This is a genomic window from Candidatus Marimicrobium litorale, from assembly GCF_026262645.1.
Classification (GTDB): Bacteria; Pseudomonadota; Gammaproteobacteria; order Pseudomonadales; family Halieaceae; genus Marimicrobium; species Marimicrobium litorale.
On sequence record NZ_SHNO01000001.1, the window covers coordinates 1,885,350 to 1,908,818 of the forward strand.

Consider the following 23,469-nt stretch of genomic DNA (forward strand, 5'->3'; position numbering starts at 1 on the left):
AACTAGAAGCGTCTGGCAGCCAACAGAGGTGAAGAGATCACCGGCATCATCACCATCGAGCTGGTCGGCGTTAGCGTCAGAAGGACACTTATCCTCAGCATCAGGCACTCCATCACCATCGCCGTCAATGTCATGAGCTTTCAGCAGCCCGGCGGCAAGCAAACTATCGGGGTCGTTACGACAATCGTTGAGCCATTGTTAAAGCCCTGCGGCCAACCCGTTTTCACATCACAGTAGGTGATCGTCGCTAGGTTGAAATTGAGGCCGAACATGGTCAGGCTAAAGCTGAGAAAGTCGCCTTCAAAGGCCGCGCTGGTGAGAGCGTTGTTGTAGAAAGCACCCGGCCCAATCGTCGTAACGCTGGCTGGAATAATCACGCTGGTGAGGGCGTTGGAGCCGAAAGCATAATCGTCAATGGTCGTAACGTTGTTTCCGATAGTCAGGCTGGCGAGGGCGTTGGATTCGAAAGCAACAGCCCCAATGGTCGCAACACTGTCTGGAATAATCACGCTGGTGAGGGCGTTTGAGTCGAAAGCACCGCCCCCAATGGTCTTAACGCTGTCTGGAATAACCACGCTGCTGAGGGCGTTGACGCTGAAAGCATTTTGCCCAATGGTCGTAACGCTGCCCGGAATAATCACGCTGGTGAGGGCGTTTTCGTGGAAAGCAACATCCCCAATGGTCGTAACGCTGTAGGTTGTCCCGCTAACCACGACAGTGTCAGGAATGACTATATCAGTGGCGGTGTTACCCGATGCACGGCCCGTTACTTCGACATCAGTCGCATTGATAACGCTATAACTGAGGCCATCGATATTGGATAGGCATTTTCTGGGGGTCGTTACGACAATCGTTGAGCCATTGTTAAAGACCTGCGGCCAACCCGCTGTCCCGTTACAGTAGGTGATCGTCGCTAGGGTGGGATTGTCATCGAAGATAGAGAGGTTAAAGCTGCCAAAGTCGCCTTCAAAGGCTGCGCTGGTCAGGGTGTTAAAGCCGAAAGCACCAGACTCGATGGTCGTAACGCTGTCTGGAATAATCACGCTGGTCAGGGCGTTAAAGCCGAAAGCACCAACCTCAATGGTCGTAACGCTGCTTGGAATAATCACGCTGGTGAGGGAATTGAGGAAGAAAGCCAAAGACCCAATATTCGTAACGTTGTAGGTTGTCCCGCTATCCACAACAGTGTCAGGAATGACTATATCAGTGGCGATGTTACCCGATGCACGGCCCGTTACTTCGACATCAGTCGCACCCATAGAATTATAACTGAGGCCACCAGTACTAAATGGCAACGCCAACACCTGGCCCGCCAGAAGCATTGAAGTAAAGAAAACTAGAACCGTCAGTTTCATCTTCATATTATTACCTTATGTTGTTAAGCAGGCCAGATAAGAGACAGCACGACCAATCACTTCACCATTAATACAGACAGCGGTGTTTCCCGGAGACATCGGCCATTAGACATCCAAGAGACTGGCCCACGGCGTGCTGACTCCCTATGCTGCTCAGCAGGGTTATGCACAGTGCTACTACTATGAAACCTGGCTTTTTATCTAACACGCACTACTCCTTTCCGCGGGCTTTTACTCGTCTGGTACTGCGAGGATGAATGGCCTGATTTAGTGTAGGTCAGATAAAAGCGGTGTGCTGAAAATCTTCTCCCAAGTCCTGCCGGGGCACTTGTATTGGGCAGTGACTAAAATTTCCTTCAGCTCTTCTTCTTGCATTTCTATATTCTCTCCCAGCTATAACTGGCGTTTATCAATTCGTCTCTCTGCTCAAACATACTGTCGAGCGTTTTTGTTAGTACCATTGTTCGTCATATAAACGTATTGCCCTAAACTAAGGGCTAGGGCTTCACCGACTTAATATCAAATAGTCCCGGCCCTTCAGGTAGCTCATCGAGTACGCTGGGGCCAAGTCCTTTAGCCTCGTCTATACACCGTTGCCGGGGTCACTATGGGCTAGGTATATACACCACCTTCCGCTAGGGTGGGAATCCCGTTAAATGGAGTTAACCAATGAAATACATCCTCGCCGTTTTAGTCATGACATTCAGCCTGCAGTCCAGTGCGGACAGCTGGCTTTGTACAGGGGATCAATCGGCTGGCTTTCAACTGACAGATGGGAACTGGCAACCATTTAGTTTCACGCCAGGAGATCAGTACCTCATCAAAGAGGCTGACGAGAAGCGCAGCGCCTACGGCGGCATATACCAGGTACATGTGTTCGGTAAAAAAGTACCCACCTGGACATGCGGTGACTTCAGGAGCGTTATCGGCACCGAAAAACTGCTGGTCTGCGACGGGTGGGCTGCACCCGGCGAGTCGTTCAAATATAATCCTGCCACTGGGCATTTCCTCGCAACCAGGACCACAGGGTATGTACAGGATGGTAAGGAGGGAGGCATCTCTCCCGCCACCCCTTCGATAGAAATAGGCACATGCTCGCCCCTCTAGGCGGCTGAGAAAACAGCGCTCTACAGTCGAGCGAGCGGGCGTATCCGCTCAGAGGAGCGGCGCGAGCGCCGCCGCCTCGTGCGCAAACAGGCCTTACTCGGAAATAGTCTCGCGTCTGATTTCCTGCGCATCGCGATCACTTTCACAAAATGGCATATCGATCCAACCGCTCTGCGAGTATAGCTTGGTTGCATCTGCGTAGTGCGGGGAAGCCGGATCAGTGGACTGTGAGTAAGTGAGTATCGCGTTTGCATCCGGACAGTCGCTCTCATCCCAGCTCACAGCCTGGATATAGCTGTTGCCAGCACGCACATCCGAGTAGCCCTCTCCCGCAACCAGGCTCGCACTAATCACGCTGAACAGCATGGCGCCAGATCCACCTGGCAAAGGAATTTTCTCGCCATTCCTCTCAATAAACTGCACATCGCCCCAAGGCGCATCCAGCGCAATGTCATTGTCTTGCAGCACTGTGACTGCCGTTGCGAGGGCACCGCGCACCGACTCAACCAGGGCAGGGTCACCTGTATTGAGCGTTCTCGGTGTATTCACCGGGTCGGTAGAATCAAAGGGAACCGCCCACAGATTATCCAATCCTCTGGCGACCCGCCAGAATTCAAAGAAAATATGGCCGCCTACACTGTCTATGGTGTGCCTTGTATCCCACTCGGCCAGGATATTACAGGCCTGCAGCATAGCGTCACCACTGACACCGTAGGACGTCCAGTCATCGACGGCGATGCATATCGCAACGACCTCGTCATTCACCAGCTCTGCAGCATGGTTGCGTGCGGAGGTAAAAATTTCTCGCACATTTTGATTACTGAACCCCTCCCCCTCCAATCCATCAGTACCGGCGAGCCTCTGTTCTGCCTGAACAAAGGTTAATCGCGTGCGGAGAGACTGCTCGTATTCCTCGGGACCGATAGCCCGGGTGAAGCCGGTCAGCAAGCTACGGGGATTGGGCAGCCAATAACTGTCGTTGGCGTTGGCGCCGTACTCCGTGGTGCGCAGTTTGGGCAAATTGTCGTAGCCAAGCAGATGGGGCGGTGCGTCCTCGTCATTACCCAATAGACAATCGCTGTCTGAGCCATCCAGGCTCACCACGCTGGCCACCGGCAAAATGAGTGGACCATAGGGCGGCCGTACACAGGTATCAATCAGTGCCTGAGAAGCATTGGGCACCACGGAAACATCACCGTAAAAACCTTCGCCAAAACGGTCTGCAGCGATGGTGTTAACCCAGGGAATACCGATCGTGCGTGTCGCCTCCAGTATGTCATCCATGCTTTCTGCCAAACCAAAATTGATCCAGTTCTCCAGGCCGCGCAGATTTTCCTTGTTGGCATCGTTGAAAGCAAAGACCGTACCATTGCCCGTAGGCCAGCCGCCGAGTGCCGCGTTGATACCGCCGAGATCGGCAATCGGACCAAACTGGCTGATATAGAATGTGTGCTGCACCGTGGCACCACTCCCGTCTATCGCCTCGACGGTGAATGGCTCCAGCTCTACCAACTCATCGTCGAAAAAATACTCGAGGGGGTTATCCGGGTTCAATGTCAACTCGTGCAGGGTGAAACGCCGCGCGGTCGACACCGTATGAGTCCATGCGGTGTCCTTGTTAAACCCAATATTCGCCAGCGGGATGCCGAACAAGCCGGCACCCATCACATCGTAAACGCCGGGAATGGTGTAATGCGCCATAAAAAACCGACTGATGCCACGCCACGGAAAGTGCGGATTGCCAAACAACACGCCGCTGTTGCTGCCGGCCGCATCGCGCCCAGCCCCGTAGGCATTGCTGCCCAGTTCTTCAACAGGCGAGAAGCCCATCCTGTCGCGCACTTGATCTGCCGTGAGCGCCTTGAACTGAGCAACCATGGCGCTCATCTCTTCCTCGCTCAAAGCCGCCTGACTCAGGGATTGCTCCGGGGGTGACGCAGCCACCAGCTCATTGTAAAACGGATCGGCAGATGCCCGCAGAATGGTTTTGTGCCCAGATTTCAACGTATCTTCAAATGTCACGGCGCGCACCCAGGCGGCACCCCGGCAGCCCTCCTCGCCCTCGGCAAGGTTATCAACGCCGGTATCTGCCAGGTAACGCGAAATACCCGCCGCGTAGCCTTTAAACAGGGCAAGGCCCCGCGGTGACATCTGGGCCTTTACCCGCTCCAGCGCCTCATCGGTATTGTAGAGTTTCATTACAAAATCGAATGCGAGATTGCCTTCCTCTCCCAGTAGCTCCGCCGACTGACCATTGGCACGCACCACATCACGCATGTAAGGGCAGAAATTTTGCTGCGCAAAGGCATTACCGATGCCATAGCCCAAACCTTCCCAATCGTCTGCCACTACATGCGGAATGCCATATTCCGTCCAGATAATCTCTGCCTGGTATTCAGGCTGCGAGCCGTTATTCGAGTTATTAGAGGAATCGCTACAGCCCCACAACAGGAGCATGCAAATCACGGTGAAAGGAAGCAATCTCGCTGCGCTGCGGTACCTGTTCGTCATGCTAATCTCCGTTGACTATCGATGGGGTGCCCTAAATCGGTGTACCCGAGTATAGGCCATACAAAGCGCCTACTGCGATAAAATCGACACGCGCTCTCCCAGCCTCATGCCAAAGGCGGCGCAGGCGACTGACCCGATGGTGGTTTACCTGTGGAAGGGAAGCACCCCACACCCGACCTGGGCCAACCACTCCTGCGCAGGCAACAGCAGACGCAGCCGGCCTGAAGGGGTGAGTGTCACTCTCTTCTCATCCATGCCTACGGGCATCGCCACCCCTTATGGGGACCCGTTGTTATAGATACCCAGCCATTGAGGCCGGGTCTCGTGGCTTCAGCTTCAGTGCGTACCTTTCACCTATCTACAGGGAAAAGCGTCCCTCAGCGCGACGTATATCAGAGACCCCTGTCGCTTTTGCAGTTCCTGGGGGTGATTCTTCAGGTACTCCATCACTATTTTGATGTTTTGTCCCGTTGTTACCCCTTCGGGGAAACAGATCATATTCGCGTCAGCTGCTTTTTTATAACTGGCCGCCATGTCCATCGCGCCCTTCACCGTTCCGGTACAGATGCCTGCGTCATACAAATTTGCCGCTTGCCCATTGGATAACGCAAGCGCGGCGCGACAGTTTTTTTGTAAATTATCGCCTGTCTGCCCGTAGCTCGCCGCAGCGGCCACAAGCAAAAAAAGCGACAGTACAACTTGTAGATATTTCATTTCTTTTTCCTCTGGATTGATTTGGGACTCTGGTAAATGCTGACAATCAGTCGGCAGACGCAGACTGCCATCTACGCGCCAGCTTCATTAGCTCCCCTCTAATGGACGCAATTTTTGTAGCAAGGGCGCGCCTATCGAGCTTCCGCGGCAGCAGGCTCGTCAGAAAAATCGCCTCGTTGCATGTCAGCGGAAAAACTATCGACGCTTTCCCGTACTACTTGCTCAAGCTTCGCCTGCATGCCATCGCTCGATGGACCTTTTAATACCGTGTTTCTCAATTGATAGTAGGTGTGATCATAGGTACCAAGCACCAGCCCGGTACGCTCTTTAGTAACATAGGGATTGCCGTCAGTATAAATTTGTAAAACAACTTCAAACCCAACAACGCCTGCAGAATCTGGCGATAAATACTCGCTATAGAAGAGAGGTCGCCTGCCACTCACGCGCCAGCTTTCTCGCCTCCACCAGCTGGAGAGGCGTCATGAGGGTCGCCGCTTGATCGCGATGAACACTGGCTTCCTCACTGCCGGCAACAGAAGCCAGGTCAAACCACATATGGGCGAGTATAAAATTCTGCGGCACCCCTTTTCCTGTCGCATAAAGCAGTCCCAGGCAGTACTGTCCCTCCGCATCACCCTGCTCCGCAGCCCTGCGACACCAACTGAGCGCTTGCCCATTGTTATAAGACACACCCTCGCCGAGAAAATACATAACGCCCAATTTACTCTGCGCTGCAGCAGTCCCTTGCTCAGCCGCTTTACGGTACCACTTGGCCGCCTGCTCATAATCCTGTGATGCGCCTTGTCCAAAATAATACGTTAGACCCAGGTTGTACTGCGCTATGGCATCGCCTTGCTCAGCAGCCTTTCGATACCACTTGAGCGCCTGCCCGTAATCCTGGGGCACGCCTTGCCCCTTACTGTACCAATACCCCAAATTGGCCTGAGCATTCGGATGACCCTGCTCAGCAGCCTTGAGATACCAATTCAGTGCCCGCGTGTAATCCTGGGAGACGCCTTGCCCGTTAGCGTACCTATACCCAAGGTTGGCCTGCGCATTGGCATCGCCCTGCTCGGCGGCCCGGAGATACCATTGCACACCCTGCGCGTCATCCCGGGCTACGCCTTGCCCCCTGGTATAAATAGACGCCACGTTATGCTGTGCTTTCACATGCCCCAGCTCTGCAGCCTTGCGATACCAATTCAGCGCCTGCACATAGTCCTGGGACACGCCTTGCCCCTTATCGTACATAACCCCCAGGTTGTACTGTGCGTTCGCATCGCCCTGCTCAGCGCCCTGTTCAAAAAACGTCAATGCCTCGGCGTAGTTGCCGGCATCGAAGGCAGCGGCTCCCTCATCAAGGGCGTCGGCTGAAACCCACCCAACAAAAGCCGTCAGGAGAATGAAAGTCACTGCAATTATTTTTTTCATAGTTCGCCCTCGATTCTATCGTGTGAAAAAGTGTCATGTATGAGCATCGAACAGGGTTCGTTCACCGACTTTGTTTACTCCAGAGACATGAGCGCATCACGCGCGATGCCCTACCTCAACTGGGCAGATTCGCTCAGGCGAGGTCAGCGCGATACACACCTCTGACCGGGTTCACATCAATCAGGTTCGCACCATATCGAAGGGGGTGACCCCCTCCGGCAACGGAGGCCGTCGAGTCAACTCGGACACGGGAATACCCGATTCAAATTTTTCTATCAATTCATCAGGGTCGAACACGATGCCGACCGGGTTCTTGTCAAATTCTCCGCTTGCAAACCACTGCGCAGTCTCTTCGACCGTTGCGAAATTGTCTATCTGAAGCTCCACCCCCCCGCCATCGGGATCCCTGTAGTAGAAGGACGTCGTAGTGCCGTGGTTAATACACCAGAATGGCTCAATTTTCTCAGCCGCAAGTCGTTTGTAGGTAAACAGTAAATCAGCGAGATCTTTGTAGGTAAACGCGACGTGGTCTGTGCCGGCCGTATTTTCGACCGGGTCGAGCAGCCCCGGCTGGGCCAGAATGGCCACCCGGTGATGCTCTTCATCATAGGTCAGGAATGCAAAGTTATCTGTTTGCAAAACGACTTCAGCCTGAAGAACAAACTGATACCACTCACGCATCGCCACAAAACGTGACGTCCTGCGCACAATATGTGCCAGCTTCACAGGGGCCACTTGTCCGCGCGCTAGCGCCGTGCGGGGAAGTTCTGCATTGGTCATAATACATTCTCTGAAGGCGTCCACTCCTGCGGCCAGTATAAAGCAAATAGATCAGTCGGCGTCAGCCGGGACTGCGCAGGTACCGGACACCGACAGGTTAACGGTTCTCGCTCCAATCGTAGCTGCGGCAGGCCCGATGATCCCCCGGTGAGCGGCTGATGCGAAGTAACAGAACCATGTTGCATCAGATCTATCGTCGCTTGCTGGGTGCCAGCCCATATCCATGATTCACGTTGTCAGTGCTTTGTGACAGCGGAGATAGCCGGGGCACCTGGGAGACACGCACGCACAGATTGGCCGAATATGATTCATTTGTGGCGGTCTGCCTCGGCTATTATCCCATTGTGCTAACTTGGACGCTGTATGAATGACTGCGCGAGACAGTGTTTATAGCGTTCCTTGAGTGCACGCACTACCGATACCGTTGAGAGAGCCCTCACCCTGAATGCGGCTAATCATTTTTAGATGGAGAGTCTCAATGATAAAAATTAAAACACTCGCCTCCGCCATCACCCTCACAGCAGTCTACAGCGCCCACGCTGTTGCTCAGGGCCTCATGCTCGAAGAGGTGATCGTCACCGCCCAGAAGCGGACTGAAAACCTGCAGGACGTGCCTATTTCCATCATTGCCATCAGTGGCGAGAAGATAAACGATTTCGCCATTATCGACCTGCAGGAGCTCACTACCTACGTTCCCAATGTCACCATTAACAATGGCGCGGGCACCCCGAACCTGTTTATCCGCGGCGTGGGCTCCGGCACCAATGCCGGCTTCGAGCAATCGGTGGGCATGTTCATCGATGGCGTATATGCCGGGCGCGGTGCGCTTGCGGCTGTGCCGACGACCATGGACCTGGAGCGAGTGGAAATACTCAAGGGGCCGCAGGGCATCCTGTTTGGCAAGAACACCGTCGCCGGTGCCATCAGCATCACCACGGCCAAACCCACTGATGAGTTCGAAGGCATGGTGGAAGCCCTGTACGAACACGACCAGGGCGAGCAGCAATACAGCGCCGTGGTGTCGGGCCCGCTCACCGATGACCTGTCTGGCCGGCTGGCGGTGCGTTATGGCGAAATGGACGGCTGGTGGGAGAACGTCGTCACCGGTTCAGAAGGGCGCAATGACGACCTCTGGTATACCCGTGGCAGTCTCCGCTGGCTCCCCACCGACACCGTGGAAATCAACGCCAAATACGAGTACGGCGACTTTGACCGCAAATCACGACCCACTGTGGTCTATCAGTCTGATTTTGAAGGCCAGGAAAACGATTTCGGTGGCGTGCCTTTTCCCGTGGTCTCCGACCGGGACAAGGGCGCCGGCGAGGTTGATGGTCGCAACCAGACCACAACGGACGTGTTCGCCGTCACCGTGGACTGGGAGCTGGACTTCGCCACCCTGACTTCAATCTCTGCCTATTCTGCCTATGACGAGAAAACGAGCCCCGGCAATACCGATATGGCCGCCACTCCGGGCCTGTCTCGCTCTGGCAAGGAAGACTTCAAACAGTACAGCCAGGAAATACGCTTTGTCTCGCCCGGTGGCGAGACCATTGACTGGATTGCGGGCGCCTATTACCAGTATAACGAGCTGGATATCAGCCAACAGGTATTTGCCATCGACTTCGCCCAGTCAGGACCGCTCAGTGTAGCCGGCGCACTTTACGCAGATCCCGCAGGACTGCCTGGCGCACCCAGCCAATTCGACCAGGACTCCGAAAGCTGGTCGGTCTTCAGCTCGGGCACCTGGCATTACACCGATACGCTGCGCTTTACCCTGGGCGCCCGGTACAGCGATGAGACCAAGGATCTGGACAAAGAGACCTTTTCCGACGGCCTGCAAATCAGGCTGGGTGACGACTTTTACTTCGCCAACCCGTTGACTCAGGAATTGATTGCCGATGTGCGGCAGCATTCCTTCACCGGTCTGAGTCGCGATGAAGACAAGTGGACGTTCTCCGGCATTGTGCAGTGGGATGCCAGCGAAAACGCCATGCTGTACGCCAGTATCGGCACCGGGTTCAAAGGTGGTGGTTACGACCAGGCCTACAGCAGTGCGGGCTACGAGATTCGTCTGGCGAACCCTGTCACTGGCGAGCTCACTGGCGAGTCGGTACCCGGCGCCGATGCCTCGATACTGGAGTATGAACCGGAGGAAGTGATCGCCTATGAAGTCGGCGCAAAAATGCGCCTGCTCGACGGCGCGGCGGAGCTGAATATTGCGGTGTTCCGCTCGGAATACGACGATTTGCAAACCAGTTCCCTGGTCGGTGATGTCTTCCGGGTGGGCAATGCCGGGGAATCGATCAGCCAGGGCGTGGAGGTCGATGGGCGCTGGCAAGCCACGGACCGGCTGTCCTTTGGCGGCGCGGTAGCCTATCTCGATGCTTATTACGATGATTTCGAGGGCGCCACCTGCACGATTCCGCAAGCTACTGATCCGGCCAACAACCCGGGGTGCCTGCAAGAGGATGGCAGCAATATTGAAGCATTCGGCCAGCCCGGCGGCCAAAACCTGAAAAACGAGACACTCCTGTTCGCCCCGGAATGGAGTGCCACGCTCACCGCGCGGTACGTTATGCCGGTGAGTGAAACGCTGGTGCTGGCCAACAGCCTGGACGTCAATTACGAGGATTCGTTTTATTCGGCGCTGGACCTGGACCCCAACACCAAACACGGTTCCACCACCATCTTCAACGCCCGTATCGCGCTGGCCAGCGTGGACCGCAGCTGGTCCGTTGCCTTGATCGGTAAAAACCTGACCGACAAGAAATCCAATATCTGGAATAACGATGTACCGATTTCTAACTCCAACAGCTACTTCGGGTTACCTAATCGACCCCGCTCGGTCGCGATACAAGCACGGTATAATTTCTGACGCAGCAGCCTTTGACGCAGCGATAGCCTGAGCGCGCAGCGCAACACCAGATACATACAGGCCCACAGAATTGAAACGGACACGCACCGTATGCTCAAGAAAATGGCTTTGGGGATTTTTGTACTGCTGCTCGCAGGCGCCGGTTATGTCACGATCAAGCTGCTGATTCCCTTGCAGGCCTCCGCTGACAGAAACGGACCGGATACCGCGCCCCGCGACTATGCCATGCAAGACGATAGCAAGATAAGCCTGCCGACCCCGCAAGCGGCCATTTACCCGGCAGCGCCCAATCCTGATATGAACCTGTACTGGGGCGAATTGCATTTGCATACCAGTGAAAGTTTTGATGCCACCCTGTTTGGCAACACGTTGACCATCGACGATGCTTACCGCTTCGCCAAAGGCGAGCCGTTAAACAGCCCCGGTGGCGAGACCATGCAGCTCACCCGACCTCTGGACTTTGTAGCGATCACCGATCACGCAGAGGGCTTCGGCACCCGCACGCACTGCGACAGCCCTGACCTCTCCCTGGCGGAGCGCGCCGCCTGCTGGCTGGCCAACGAGCCTAACCCGATGATTTTCCAAATCCTGACCAGCCGTATTCGTGGCAAAGCGGCACCGGGCGACCCCTCAAAGCCTGCCGGCGTCTATCAGCCAGAAGCACGCCAAGCCCCCAAGCCCGGCGCTTTTCCCACCTGCCGCTTTGGCGATAACGCGCTCGAGCGATGCTACCAGAACGCCAGAAATGATTGGGCCCGCTATGTCGAGCTTGCCGACAAGTACTATGCACCGGGTGAGTTGACCACGTTAATCGGCTATGAGTATTCACCCGGACTACCCGAACAAGGCAAGCACCATCGCAACATACTCTTTCGCTCTAACATCGTTCCCGAGCGCGCTATCTCAAGCCTGGATGTACCCAACGCCATCGAGCTGTGGCAGGGGCTTGAAGCCACCTGCGGCGAGGGTTGCGACTTTCTGACGATACCGCACAACCCCAACAAGGCATGGGGCCTCATGTACTCGCGCTATACCTGGGATGGCCGCGAATATAACGAATCCGACTGGCGCCTGCGTCAGAAGCGCGAACCGCTGGCCGAGATCTTCCAGATCAAGGGCGCACAGGAGTGCGCGCTTGGCGTGGGTGCCACCGATGAAGAATGTGCCTTCGAACAGGTATTCGACCCCTGCGAGCCGGGCGAAAAGACCGGCTGCGCCTTTGCAACCGGTTTCGTACGACAGGGTCTGAAAGTCGGTCTTGAACTTGAGCAGGAATTGGGCTTTAACCCGCTCCAGAGCGGTTTTATCGCCGCCACCGACAGCCATAACTCTAACCCCGGCGATGTCGAGGAATGGGACTTCCCCGGCGCGATCGGTGCGGCTACGTCCTCCGCGCAGAGGCGCCTGCGAGAGACCGACGCAACCGCGCCTGCCTATAAAACACCTCTGAAATTCAACACATCGGGCGGATTGGCCGCGGTGTGGGCCCCTGAAAACACGCGGGAGGCAATTTTTGATGCACTGGCCCGCCGCGAAACCTATGCCACCTCGGGTCCACGTCTGGCCGTGCGTTTCTATGCCGGCTGGGGGATTGATGATGCTATCGTGGCGGAACACAACCCGTTCCAGTCTTTGATCGCAGACGGTGTGCCCATGGGAGGCGTTTTGCAGGTGCCTCAAAACGCAGGCGAGGCGTGGCAACAGTCGCCTGGTTTTTTTGTCTGGGCAACACGCGATCCAATCGATGCACCCCTGCAGCGGGTACAAATGGTCAAAGGCTGGATTGATCCTGAGGGTGAGACCCGGGAAACCGTTGTGGATATTGCCTGTGCCGACGGTATGACAGTTAACCCTGTCACAGGCCGCTGCCCGGATAATAGCGCCAGCGTCGATCTGGAAACCTGCCGCTTCAGTCGCGATTCCGGCGCCGATGAACTCAAGGTCGTCTGGCATGACCCTGGCTTCGATCCCACCCAGAGTGCGTTCTATTATGTTCGCGTGCTGATGAATCCCACCTGTCGCTGGTCAAGCTACGATGCGATACGCCTTGGGCGCGAACCCGATCCTCGTGTCCCCGCGACTATTCGCGAACGGGCATGGACCAGCCCAATATGGCTGTATCCCAAAAAATGACTGTCGAGATGACGACCTATCAAACTCTCGCAGACTGCCGTTGCGTGTTAAGGAATCATTGAATTATGTTTTTTCGCATTGCAACAGTGCTGGCGATCACCCTCACCGCGGGATGCTCCGGCGACCCCTCAGAATCCGCCAAGCGTGAGGAAGCGCGAGACTACTATCGTACCAATAATATGATCCTCCCGGGGAGTGATGAAATCATCACCTTCGCATCACTACCCGAACCCAGCGCCAGTCGCCCTGCGCCCAACCCCGAGCGCAATGCGTACTTTGGTGACTTGCATGTGCATACAACACTGTCATTCGATGCCTCTGCTTTCGGCACAACCGCGTCCCCGGCAGACGCCTATCGCTATGCTCAGGGCGAGGCGATCAGGCACCCCGGTGGCTTTGATGTGCAACTGGCACAGCCACTGGATTTTTACGCAGTGACAGATCACGCGGTCATGCTGGGTCTGATCAACGAAGCAGAAGACACCAGCACGACGGTATCGCAGTATGCGTTCGCAAAGCCCTATCACAACATCAATGAGTCCGTGGATGGCGGCATACTGGATTTGGCAAAACGCAGTAAGGTATTTAGCAACTTTATCAGCGATGTCGTTGCCAGCCTGCTCGACGGTACAATCAATGACGCGGTGGTAAACAACGCGCTAAAATCTGGATGGATGCAGACTATTGATGCGGCCAATACCGCCTATAAACCCGGCACTTTCACCACGTTTGCAGGGTACGAGTTCACCTCATCGACCGACGAACGAGAGGCCTTGCATCGCAATGTGATTTTTCGCGGCACCGAGCGCTTGCCCGCGCGGCCGTTCTCACGATTCAATAGCATGAATCCCGAAGGCCTGTGGGACTGGATGGATAGATTGCGCGAGCAAGAGGTTGAAAGCCTTGCAATACCACATAACAGCAACGGCTCCAACGGTGCGATGTTTGCGTTTACCGACTGGGACGGTAATCCCATTGACCAGGAGTACGCCGAGCAACGGTTGCGCAATGAACCGCTGGTAGAAATCACACAGGTAAAAGGTACATCGGATACTCATCCCGCGCTGTCCAAAAACGATGAGTGGGCTAATTTCGAAATTTTCCCCATGCGCACGTCTACCCGAATTCCCAGCAATCCACGGGGCAGTTATGTGCGAAACGCCTGGCAACGCGGGCTAGCCATGAGGGAATCGGATGATGCCAATCCTTACCAGTTTGGTGTGGTCGGGGCCAGCGATACGCATACGGGCGCAGCCTCACTTGAAGAAGACGACTACTTTGGAAAAATCGGCGCGTTTGATAGCACGGCCGAAAAACGCGGCTCAGTACCAGCAAGTTTCCTTTATGGGACCCTGGTCAAACTGGCGGCACCCGAAATGGTCGAGGAGGTAGATGGGGAAGACTACCTGGATTTCTCAGGCTACAAGTACTGGAGCGCATCGGGTATTGCCGGGGTATGGGCAGAAGAAAATACCCGTGAAGCCATTTATGATGCGCTGCGCCGCAAGGAAACCTTCGCCACCAGCGGCACACGGATAAAGATTCGATTTTTCGCAGGTTACGGCCTCGCCGACGCACGACTGGATAGCCCTGACCTGGCAAGCGCCGCCTACCGGGACGGAATCACCATGGGTGGCACGCTGCAAGCAAGCGATGATCAGCAGCCCACTTTTTTGACCTGGGCCGTCGCGGACCCGAACACAGCCCGGTTGCAGCGGGTTCAAGTTATCAAAGGCTGGCTCGAAGACGGCGAACACCGCGAGCAGGTCTATGACGTGGCCTGCTCCGATGGCCTGAGTGTAAATCCGCAAACGCATCGCTGCCCGGATAACGGCGCACGTGTCAATCTGGATGATTGCTCTATCACAGCAGACGTTGGGTCGAGCGAACTCAAAGCGTTGTGGCAAGACCCCGACTTCACCCCGGGGCAAGACGCGTTCTACTACGCTCGTGTGCTGGAGAACCCTGTCTGTCGCTGGTCCACCTGGGATGCCATACGCGCCGGAGAAAAGCCGCGTTCAGACTTACAAGCCACCCTGCAAGAGCGCGCGTGGTCATCGCCGATCTGGTACAGCGCATCCAGTGAAAAAAACCACTTCGTAGATTGAGGGAACGATGACCAAACCGTATGAATCTGTCGATGTGCTGATCATCGGCGCTGGCCTCGCCGGGATTGGCGGTGCCTGCCAATTGCGGCGCAAAAGCCCTGAGCGCAGCTTTATGATCCTCGAATCCCGTGCGGCCAGCGGCGGCACCTGGGATTTATTCCGTTATCCAGGAATCCGCTCCGATAGCGATATGTATACGTACAGCTACGGTTTCAAACCGTGGCGCGACGAATCAACCATCGCGGACGGGCACAAGATTCTCGATTATATCCGTGAAGCGGCCGCGGAATATGACGTCGAGAAAAACATTCGCTACAAACATAAAGTCGTGACCGCCAACTGGTCCGACGCGGACAAACAGTGGTTGATAACCGCCCGGCATGGCGACACCGGCGAGATGATCACAGTCGGCTGCAAGTTTGTCTTTAATTGCACCGGCTACTATGACTACGAGCAGGGGTATACGCCAGCGTTTGCCGGCCTTGATGATTTTAACGGCCAGGTCCTTCATGCCCAGCATTGGCCCGAGGATCTGGATTATCAGGGCAAGCGTGTCATTGTCATCGGTAGCGGCGCCACGGCGGTAACGCTGGTACCCACCCTGTCCAAAGACACGGCTAGTCTGGTGATGTTGCAGCGTACGCCGACCTACATCGCTACCGTGCCCTCTGAGGACCCACTCGCAGACAAACTGCGCAAGTGGCTTCCTGAAAGTTGGACATTCCGCCTGACACGGTGGAAAAAAGTGCTCTTTCAAATCTATGTCTACAAGCTGTCGCGCAAGCGCCCGGACGATTTACGCCGGTTTATGCTGGGACAGGTGCGCCAGGCCCTCGGGCCGGATTACGATATCAAGACGCATTTCACGCCGCCTTACAACCCATGGGATCAACGGCTGTGCGCGGTGCCAGACGGCGATATGTTCAAGGCCATTAAACAAGGGCGCGCAGAGGTGGTCACCGATCATATCGAGCGATTCAATGGCGCCGGTATTGCGCTCAAGTCTGGAAAACAGCTGGACGCCGACATCGTTATTCTGGCAACGGGATTGAACCTGCAGTTTGCCGGAGGAATTGAGTACAGTGTCAATAATAAGGCAATCGATTTCAGCAAACATTTTATCTACCGCGGCATGATGTTCTCAGATGTGCCGAATATGGCCTTCACGGTGGGCTACACCAATTCATCGTGGACGTTGAAAACCGATCTGACCAGTCACTTTGTGTGTCGACTATTGAACAAAATGGCGCGTGGCAGCTATGCGAGTGTGACACCGCGCATGAAGGGAAGCATTGAAGAAACTCCCCTGCTCGATTTCGACGCAGGCTACGTGCTCCGTGCCAGAGAACAATTTCCCAAGCAGGGCAACAGACTGCCCTGGCAGAACTACCAGGATTACATCAGGGATTTCATTGGCCTGCGTCTGCGCAGCCTGCGGGACAAGGAATTGGAATTCAGGTAACACTGACGCCTTGCAATACGGGGCGACAAGACACCATCGAGCCCATGATTAGCTGGCACATAACACGGAGAACATAGCAGTGAAAATAACGCTGGCAATAGTCATCAGCCTTCTCATAATCGTCGGTGCGGGTCGAGCATTACTGACACTGCCTGCGGTACAGGACGCCGTCATTGAGCGCGGCACAGCCCTACTTGCCAAGCGCGGCGCTGAACCCTTTCCAGAATCAGAGAGCCTGAGAGTCTATGTCTGCGGCAGCGCATCACCGCTCGGTACCGGGCAGGCACAGGCCTGTATAGCGGTCATCACACCGGAGCATTTTTTCCTGATCGATTCTGGCGCTGGCTCCACCGATAACATCAACCGTTTGGGACTGCCCGCAGATCGACTGCAGGGCTTATTGCTCACGCATTTTCACTCTGACCACATTGCTGAAATTTATGAGATCAATCTCGCGTCCTGGGTACAGGGTCGACCGACACCGCTCACCGTCTACGGTCCGTATGGCGTTGCAGAAGTAACCAATGCAATCAATGGGGCCTACCGGCAGGATCGACGGTATCGCACGGGCCACCACGGAGAAGAACTGCTGCCGCCTGCGCTGGGCGTACTGGCCCACAAATCCATTCTTCCAGGCGTCATTCTGCAGGACGGTGATCTCACCATTACAGCCTATGTCGCCGAGCATCCGCCTATTCATCCTGCAGTGGGCTATCGGTTTGACTACCGCGGCCGCAGCGTTGTCATTTCAGGCGACAGCAATGTCACAGACAAGACGCTGGCGATAGTTGAGGGCGCTGATCTACTGCTCCACGACGCGCTGTCGCTACCGACGCTGACGGCGCTGACAGAGGCGTTGAATGCAGAGGGGCAGTCACGGCAATCAAAAATTGTATCCGATGTCATCGACTATCATGCCTCGACCGACGCACTGATTGAGCTGGGCCAACAGTCCAACGTCGATATGGTGGCTTTCTATCATCTGGTGCCGGTACCGCCCACATCCCTGTTTGAGGACGTCTTCTTGCGCGGTGCACCGGACAACTTTCTGGTCGCAGAGGACCTGATGTGGTTTGAGCTGCCCATCGAGAGTGACGACATCATCGTACATCGCCCGTAACGCACAATTTTCAGGAGAAAAGGCATGGCGCATAACCAACCTATCCGACTGACAGGCGGTACCGGGTCACCCTATACCCAAAAGATGGTCGCCCTGCTGCGCTACCGACGCATACCCTATGCAATCAACTGGGGCATGCCGGCGGAGGCCTGTGAGGCAATGGGCGTGGAGAAACCGCGGCCGACCTTTGAGCCCACCTTCTTCTTTGAAGAGGCAGGGCACACAACAGCGGTTTGCGACTCCACACCGATTATCCGACGTCTGGAAAAGACGTATGCGGACCGCTCCGTACTGCCTGCTGACCCGGCCCTGGCGTTTATCGACTATTTACTCGAGGATTTCGCTGACGAATGGTGCACCAAGTACATGTTCCATTATCGCTGGCATGCGACGCTGGACGCGGACAACGCCGGCACGCTGTTGCCGCTCAGTATGAACGTGAGTATGCCCAGCGATGCCCGTCAACAATTCAAGGATTGGGTAAAAGATCGACAGATTAGCCGACTGTACGTGGTGGGCTCCAACGACACTACAGCAGCGGTGATCGATGCAAGCTATCGGCGCTTTCTTGCTGCCATGGAGAAACACCTGGGCAAGCAACCGTACCTGCTGGGCAACCGGCCCGCCGCGGGCGACTTCGGCCTGTTCGGCCAGTTGAGTCAATTAGTGGGGTTCGACCCCACACCCCGGGCGATTGCCCATGACGTGTCTCCGCGCACTGTGGCCTGGGTGAGTCTTATGCACGACCAGAGCGGGCTCGAACCCACCGAACAGGACTGGGTGAGTATTGCGGATCAACCCTCTACCCTCCGTGGCCTGCTGCAAGAGGTCGGCCGCATGTATGCCCCCGCGCAGCTGGCCAATGCACAGGCGGTTGAGGCGGGAGAAAAAACCTGGGATGCGGTCATCGATGGCGCACCCTGGACCCAACAGACCTTCCCCTACCAGGCCAAGTGCCTGCGCTGGACCAACGAACACTACCGCGCCCTTGGTGAGTCCGACCGCGCCCGTGTCAACGCACTGCTTGAGGGCACTGGCGTTGAGACCATGCTTTCACTCGATTGAAGAACCGTGACGCTATCGGCATTTGCGCAAACGCGTGTGCCGCTGCTGTTAGTGACCGCGGCAAGGGGCAGTGTGTCATGCTAGCCGGCACCGTTTCGCGCCCGGTGTTGGGTGACCAGAGACATTGCCGCTAAACACTGTTTGATCGATGCCAGCCCTTGCTCCACTGAAGGGGTTTTTGCGGCGCAGCCACTAAAAATGGCTGTTATTGTTCATTGTATTACGCCACTGACGCGCGAGATGAGCGCAGCACGAACCCGAGTCTCATACCCTGCTTCTATGAGGATTTTTCCAAAGATAGACGGGAAAATTTGAGTAAGATGCGCCGAGGAATGAGCGGCGCGATCCACTTCAGCACGAAACCGAGCAGCTTACTGTTTACGACCACCCGCTTTCCTTTTTGCATTGCGTTGTATCCGCAGATCGCGACCGATTCAGCCGACGCGCCAAATTGAAATACCCTGACGCCCTCAAGGTCGCCGGCTTCCGCGAAACCGGTCATCACCGGTCCGGGGCAAAGCGCCGTCACCGTAACACCGGTACCGGAGAGCTCTTCCGCCAGTGCTTCAGAAAATGACAGCACAAACGCCTTTGTCGCGTAGTACACCGCCTGCAGAGGACCGGGAATGAAAGCCGCTGTCGATGCGACGTTTAGCACCTTTCCACTTCCTCGCTGTATCATTGCCTCCAGATAAAGGTGTGTCAGGGTTACCAGGGCGCCCATGTTCAGTTGCATCATGGCTTGATCATTGAGCAACTTTCTCTCGTAGAATTTACCGTGCCCTCCGACGCCTGCGTTATTGATAAGCAGTGATACCTTGATACCCGCTGCCTCGGTCTGCGCGAACACGCGGTCGGCCGCATCAGCATGTGACAAATCCATTGCGATGGTAAGCACAGAGATGCCATGGCTTGATTCAAGATCAGCTTTTATCTCTTCGAGCTTCTCGCGGTTTCTGGCGACCAATACCAGATCACCGCCCGCCGCTGCATGAATACGCGCGAACTCCGCACCGATGCCTCCCGAGGCACCTGTTATCAAAGCTGTTTCAGACATACATTATGTTACCCCAGGCTGCGCCAGTAGAGAGACCGTGCAAGCCTCTGCATCCGGTGGCGGATGATAAATAGACCTGCCGGCGACGTATTCGCTTGCGGTACCGGGCCGGTGCACAGGAGGCTACAACATCCGTAACCGGTTTTCTACGTTTGCGGGTTGTCTCTCGGTTATCGAAACTCAGCGAGACGCTCCGCGGTATCGAGAATATCGATGTATTCTGTATCCCGCTCTTTGATAAGCGCCTCCTCGATAGCGAGGCCCTCCTGGTGCATATTATAAAGGTCTTTCATGGCCGCGACTGCCGCGCGTGAGTTCCCGGCAATCTCAGCCGCGCGCCGTGTCACCAGATCATCCAGCTCTGCGTCTCCTGCGACGGAGCGATTGGCAATACCCAGTCGCTCTGCCTCATCTCCCCTGAACACTCGCGCCGAGTAAGACAACTCTTTGGCTTTGCGAACCCCTATTGCCTGGGGCAGGGTCTGAGACATCCCCCAGGTGGGACGCAGGCCAAACTTGGTGTGAGTATCCCCAAATTTTGTCGCATCAGTGGTGAAGATAAAGTCACAGTGCAGGGCCAACTCCAGCGCACCGGTAAAACAGGCACCCTGCACCCTGGCGATCACAGGCACCCACGCGCTGCGAATGGCGCTGTAGGCCTGTCTCGCGGGCGCGTCAAAAACATCGCCTATGCGGCCATAAGCCGGTTCAATATCCTGCAACACCTTCAGGTCGACACCGGCCGAGAAAGCGCGCCCCTCGCCCTGCAAAACAATCACCGAAACGGCTTCGTCGCCACTGGCGCGGTTAACCAAAGCAGCAACGCCCTCCAACATTTCCGGGTGTAACGCGTTCATGGCGTCCGGCCGGTTAAAGCTGATAGTCAGTATGCCACTGTCCAATCGGGTCAACAGCTTATCGGTGACTGATTGATAACACTCGCTCATTCGTCTTTACTCTCCGTTGCAGTTGGGGATACCGGACGATCACAGTTATCGCCGTCCTCGGCAATGGCGGGTCGTTCCGCGCTTGCGATTCTAAGCGTTTACCGGGAACACAATAGAATCATTTTCGGTCACATACTGCTGGCGGTAAGCGCCGGGCGTCACGCCGTTCCAACGCACAAACGCCCGGCGAAAGTTAACTGTTTCGCTGTAACCCAGCAGATGCGCAATATCGGCGACGGTCAACTCGGTTTCGATTAGATACTCGCGCGCGAGTAAATCGCGGACCTCTTCAGCGGTCGCTCGAAACGTTGTCGATTCCGCAGCCAGCCTCCTCCTCAGGGTGCGCTCACTGACATGCATGCTCTCAGCGACCTGCGCGATATCAAGGAAATCTCCAGCGGACTGAATCAGACACTGCCTGACATCGGCGGTGGTTTTTTCTACGCTACTCAGCCCGCGCAATATCTCTTCACACTGTTGATGAAACACCACATGCTCCGAGCGGTTCGCCGTTTTCACGGGCGTGTCGAGAACCGCCGACGGGAGCAATAACTGACTGTGTTCGCAGTCGAATGTCACAGGCACGTTAATTGCTTTCTTATAGCAAGCAGCGTGTGCAGGCCTGGAATAATTCAAGTGTACTTCTACGCCCTCTGCCCTTTCTACCTGCTTGCCGTAAAGCGATCTGCCCACTGCAGCAACGTTTGAGAAAGCCAGTTCAGTGACCAACTGTTGCTGTGCAACAGAGCGCAGGGTTAGGTTCGCACGCAACAGCAAACCGCCCTCATACTCCCGCGCTGTCCAGCTCGGCTGGAACAATACCTGTCCATAACGCAGTAAAAGCTGGAGACTCTCGCGCAGATTCGCGCAGCTCATCAACGCAAAACCAAAACTGCCGTAACTGGCTATACCGATCATTTGACCCAGGCGTAACGCCAGGCAGGGGTCGCCAACAAGGTGAGTGGCAACCTCCAGGACTCTGACCCTCTCAGCGCCCGCGTGCACTGCTGACGACGTATCCGGCACCGTAATACCCTTTGCACGGAGTTCAGCCAGCAGCGCTTCAGCACCAATACCGGCACCTTCCAACGCCAGCAGCAAATGGTGATGAAGGTCCTGCTGCACCCGGATGGCTCTCATCTAATCCCTTTTAATCCCTTTTAATCCCCAACCAAAACAGCACTACGCAAGATGAATGAACACACCCACCGCCTCGATAACGGCCGAATATGATTCCTTTTCTGACCTGCCTCGAACTATACTGCATCTCGTAAGATCGCTGGAATAAACCGTGTAATGCCTCGGGCATATATGGGAATGACTCTGGCACTGCGGGTAGTCAATCCCGTTGCAGGCTTGCACAATTTAAGGCGGTGGGACAAGACCATGAATCTCCAACCCGATAAAAAAGTAACGCCCACCGATCTCGCTGCGACTACAACCAGCCAGCCCCTTGCGGGACATCGCGCCACCCTGACGCTACTCATGCTGGCCTATACCCTGTCCATGTGCGACCGCATGATTCTCTCCATACTGTTTCCCGACATCAAGGCAGAGTTTGGTTTAACAGACACCCAACTCGGGTTGCTGGGTGGGATTTCATTTGCCCTGTTTTACGCCACCATGGGCCTGCCCATTGCGCGTCTGTCTGACCAGCACAGCCGCAAGTGGATTATTATTGTCAGCCTGGTGGTGTTCTCCCTGATGACAACGTTCAGCGGCTTCGCAGCGGGTTTTATCAGCCTGCTGATTCTCCGGATCGGCGTGGGAATTGGTGAGGCCGGCGTGAACCCCGCCAGTCAGTCGATTATCGCGGATTACTTCCCGCCCCAGGGTCGGGCGTTCGCTATGGCCATCTTAATGCTGGGCGGTAGTCTCGGCATAATGCTCGGTTTTGTGGGCGGTGGTTTTATTGCCGAAACCTACAGCTGGCGTGTGGCGATGATCTCTGTCGGCGTTCCCGGCCTGTTACTGGCGGTGTTTATGGCCAGGTCGCTGAAGGAGCCGACCAGGGGTACCTATGAAACAGAAACACCTCTGCCGCCGCCGCCCATACGCACCACCGCGCTCGCCATGTGGTCCAATCCCGCCATGCGACACCTCATCGCAGGTGCAGTCATTGCCGGTCTGGTGGGTTATGGCTTCACCCAGTGGTTGCCGACCTTCTTCATAAGAACATACGATCTGAGCCAATCCCAAACCGGCCTGCTGATGGCAGGGGTGTTCGGCATAACGGCGGCAATCGGCGCGTTGGCCGCCGGCAAGTGGTTTGATCACCTCTCAAAACGTGGCTACCAATACGGCATGCGGATGCTCGCCATTGTGCCATTCTTCACCGGCCCATTATTCATTATGGGGTTGTTAGCCGACGATCTCACGACCGCTATACTGCTTTTTATTATCCCCGGCCTGGCCGGTAATTACGTTATTGGCCCAACCATCGCCATGATACAAACCCTGTCGCCAGTTAATATGCGTGCTGTTTCCTCTGCAATAAAGATGCTGTGCCTCAATCTCATCGGCCTGGGGCTGGGTCCACTGCTGGTAGGATTGCTGAGCGATCTTCTCACCCCTTTTTATGGCGAGGATGCGCTGGCCGTGGGGCTTGCCTACTTCACGCTGATCGGCCTTTGGGGCTCCCTGCACTTTTTCCTTTGTGCGCGAGCACTCGCCAGGCAGGCCGAAACACGCACGTAATTATTATGATGCACGCCACTAACGATACCTGTGGCGCAAACATTGCTGTTCCCGATTTGCGCCGCTTGTGCGGCGCAGGGTTTGCCGAGATAGCTACTTCATACCCT

Annotated in this window: 18 protein-coding genes; 9 read left to right on the plus strand and 9 right to left on the minus strand. The window is 55.7% G+C overall.

What is annotated here, in order from left to right; all coding sequences use genetic code 11:
• Positions 1-140 precede the first annotated feature (140 nt).
• The gene (locus tag EYC82_RS08415; RefSeq protein ID WP_279249091.1) at positions 141-1,361 is read right to left on the minus strand and encodes a leucine-rich repeat domain-containing protein; all 1,221 of its coding nucleotides are present in this window, start codon (positions 1,359-1,361) and stop codon (positions 141-143) included.
• 663 nt (positions 1,362-2,024) lie between these two features.
• Between EYC82_RS08415 and EYC82_RS08420 the strand changes: the two genes are divergently transcribed.
• A complete protein-coding gene (locus EYC82_RS08420; RefSeq protein ID WP_279249092.1) occupies positions 2,025-2,462 on the plus strand; it encodes a hypothetical protein in 438 nt (145 codons plus the stop codon).
• 93 nt (positions 2,463-2,555) lie between these two features.
• Here EYC82_RS08420 and EYC82_RS08425 read toward each other — a convergent pair whose 3' ends face one another.
• The 4 genes from EYC82_RS08425 to EYC82_RS08440 all read right to left on the minus strand — a co-directional run bounded on the left by EYC82_RS08425 (position 2,556) and on the right by EYC82_RS08440 (position 7,118).
• The gene (locus tag EYC82_RS08425; RefSeq protein ID WP_279249093.1) at positions 2,556-4,973 is read right to left on the minus strand and encodes a penicillin acylase family protein; all 2,418 of its coding nucleotides are present in this window, start codon (positions 4,971-4,973) and stop codon (positions 2,556-2,558) included.
• Between the two features lie 354 nt (positions 4,974-5,327).
• Positions 5,328-5,687 (minus strand): Rap1a/Tai family immunity protein, encoded by a 360-nt coding sequence (locus EYC82_RS08430; RefSeq protein WP_279249094.1) that lies wholly within the window; start codon positions 5,685-5,687, stop codon positions 5,328-5,330.
• A gap of 131 nt (positions 5,688-5,818) precedes the next feature.
• On the minus strand, positions 5,819-6,130 hold the full coding sequence (locus EYC82_RS08435) for a hypothetical protein (RefSeq protein ID WP_279249095.1): 312 nt from the start codon (positions 6,128-6,130) through the stop codon (positions 5,819-5,821).
• Positions 6,102-7,118 (minus strand): SEL1-like repeat protein, encoded by a 1,017-nt coding sequence (locus EYC82_RS08440; RefSeq protein WP_279249096.1) that lies wholly within the window; start codon positions 7,116-7,118, stop codon positions 6,102-6,104. The genes EYC82_RS08435 and EYC82_RS08440 overlap by 29 nt, the downstream gene beginning before the upstream one ends.
• 39 nt (positions 7,119-7,157) lie before the next feature.
• Between EYC82_RS08440 and EYC82_RS08445 the strand changes: the two genes are divergently transcribed.
• Entirely contained in the window at positions 7,158-7,283 is a 126-nt protein-coding gene (locus EYC82_RS08445) for a hypothetical protein (protein ID WP_279249097.1), read from the plus strand.
• 15 nt (positions 7,284-7,298) lie between these two features.
• Here the strand turns inward: EYC82_RS08445 and EYC82_RS08450 are convergent, their stop codons facing one another.
• Complete coding sequence (locus tag EYC82_RS08450) at positions 7,299-7,898, minus strand: VOC family protein (protein ID WP_279249098.1); 600 nt, start codon at positions 7,896-7,898, stop codon at positions 7,299-7,301.
• A gap of 478 nt (positions 7,899-8,376) precedes the next feature.
• Between EYC82_RS08450 and EYC82_RS08455 the strand changes: the two genes are divergently transcribed.
• The 6 genes from EYC82_RS08455 (at position 8,377) to EYC82_RS08480 (ending at position 18,661) form a co-directional block, all read left to right on the plus strand.
• Positions 8,377-10,773, plus strand: coding sequence for a TonB-dependent receptor (locus tag EYC82_RS08455; RefSeq protein WP_279249099.1), 2,397 nt, complete (start codon positions 8,377-8,379; stop codon positions 10,771-10,773).
• A gap of 90 nt (positions 10,774-10,863) precedes the next feature.
• Positions 10,864-12,906: a DUF3604 domain-containing protein gene (locus EYC82_RS08460; RefSeq protein ID WP_279249100.1), complete on the plus strand. Its 2,043-nt coding sequence runs from the start codon at positions 10,864-10,866 to the stop codon at positions 12,904-12,906.
• Between the two features lie 65 nt (positions 12,907-12,971).
• Entirely contained in the window at positions 12,972-15,014 is a 2,043-nt protein-coding gene (locus EYC82_RS08465; protein WP_279249101.1) for a DUF3604 domain-containing protein, read from the plus strand.
• Between the two features lie 7 nt (positions 15,015-15,021).
• Complete coding sequence (locus EYC82_RS08470; RefSeq protein WP_279249102.1) at positions 15,022-16,476, plus strand: flavin-containing monooxygenase; 1,455 nt, start codon at positions 15,022-15,024, stop codon at positions 16,474-16,476.
• Between the two features lie 79 nt (positions 16,477-16,555).
• On the plus strand, positions 16,556-17,596 hold the full coding sequence (locus tag EYC82_RS08475) for an MBL fold metallo-hydrolase (protein ID WP_279249103.1): 1,041 nt from the start codon (positions 16,556-16,558) through the stop codon (positions 17,594-17,596).
• 24 nt (positions 17,597-17,620) lie between these two features.
• Positions 17,621-18,661, plus strand: a complete 1,041-nt coding sequence (locus tag EYC82_RS08480; protein ID WP_279249104.1) for a glutathione S-transferase C-terminal domain-containing protein — start codon at positions 17,621-17,623, stop codon at positions 18,659-18,661.
• 277 nt (positions 18,662-18,938) lie between these two features.
• Here EYC82_RS08480 and EYC82_RS08485 read toward each other — a convergent pair whose 3' ends face one another.
• From EYC82_RS08485 to EYC82_RS08495, 3 genes are all read right to left on the minus strand, one after another.
• Positions 18,939-19,718, minus strand: a complete 780-nt coding sequence (locus EYC82_RS08485) for an SDR family NAD(P)-dependent oxidoreductase (RefSeq protein ID WP_279249105.1) — start codon at positions 19,716-19,718, stop codon at positions 18,939-18,941.
• Positions 19,719-19,888: 170 nt separating this feature from the next.
• Positions 19,889-20,665, minus strand: coding sequence for an enoyl-CoA hydratase/isomerase family protein (locus tag EYC82_RS08490; RefSeq protein WP_279249106.1), 777 nt, complete (start codon positions 20,663-20,665; stop codon positions 19,889-19,891).
• A gap of 90 nt (positions 20,666-20,755) precedes the next feature.
• The gene (locus tag EYC82_RS08495; protein ID WP_279249107.1) at positions 20,756-21,805 is read right to left on the minus strand and encodes an AraC family transcriptional regulator; all 1,050 of its coding nucleotides are present in this window, start codon (positions 21,803-21,805) and stop codon (positions 20,756-20,758) included.
• Positions 21,806-22,051: 246 nt separating this feature from the next.
• On the opposite strand from EYC82_RS08495, the gene EYC82_RS08500 reads away from it, so the two are divergent.
• A complete protein-coding gene (locus EYC82_RS08500; RefSeq protein WP_279249108.1) occupies positions 22,052-23,362 on the plus strand; it encodes a spinster family MFS transporter in 1,311 nt (436 codons plus the stop codon).
• The last annotated feature ends 107 nt before the right edge of the window (positions 23,363-23,469 follow it).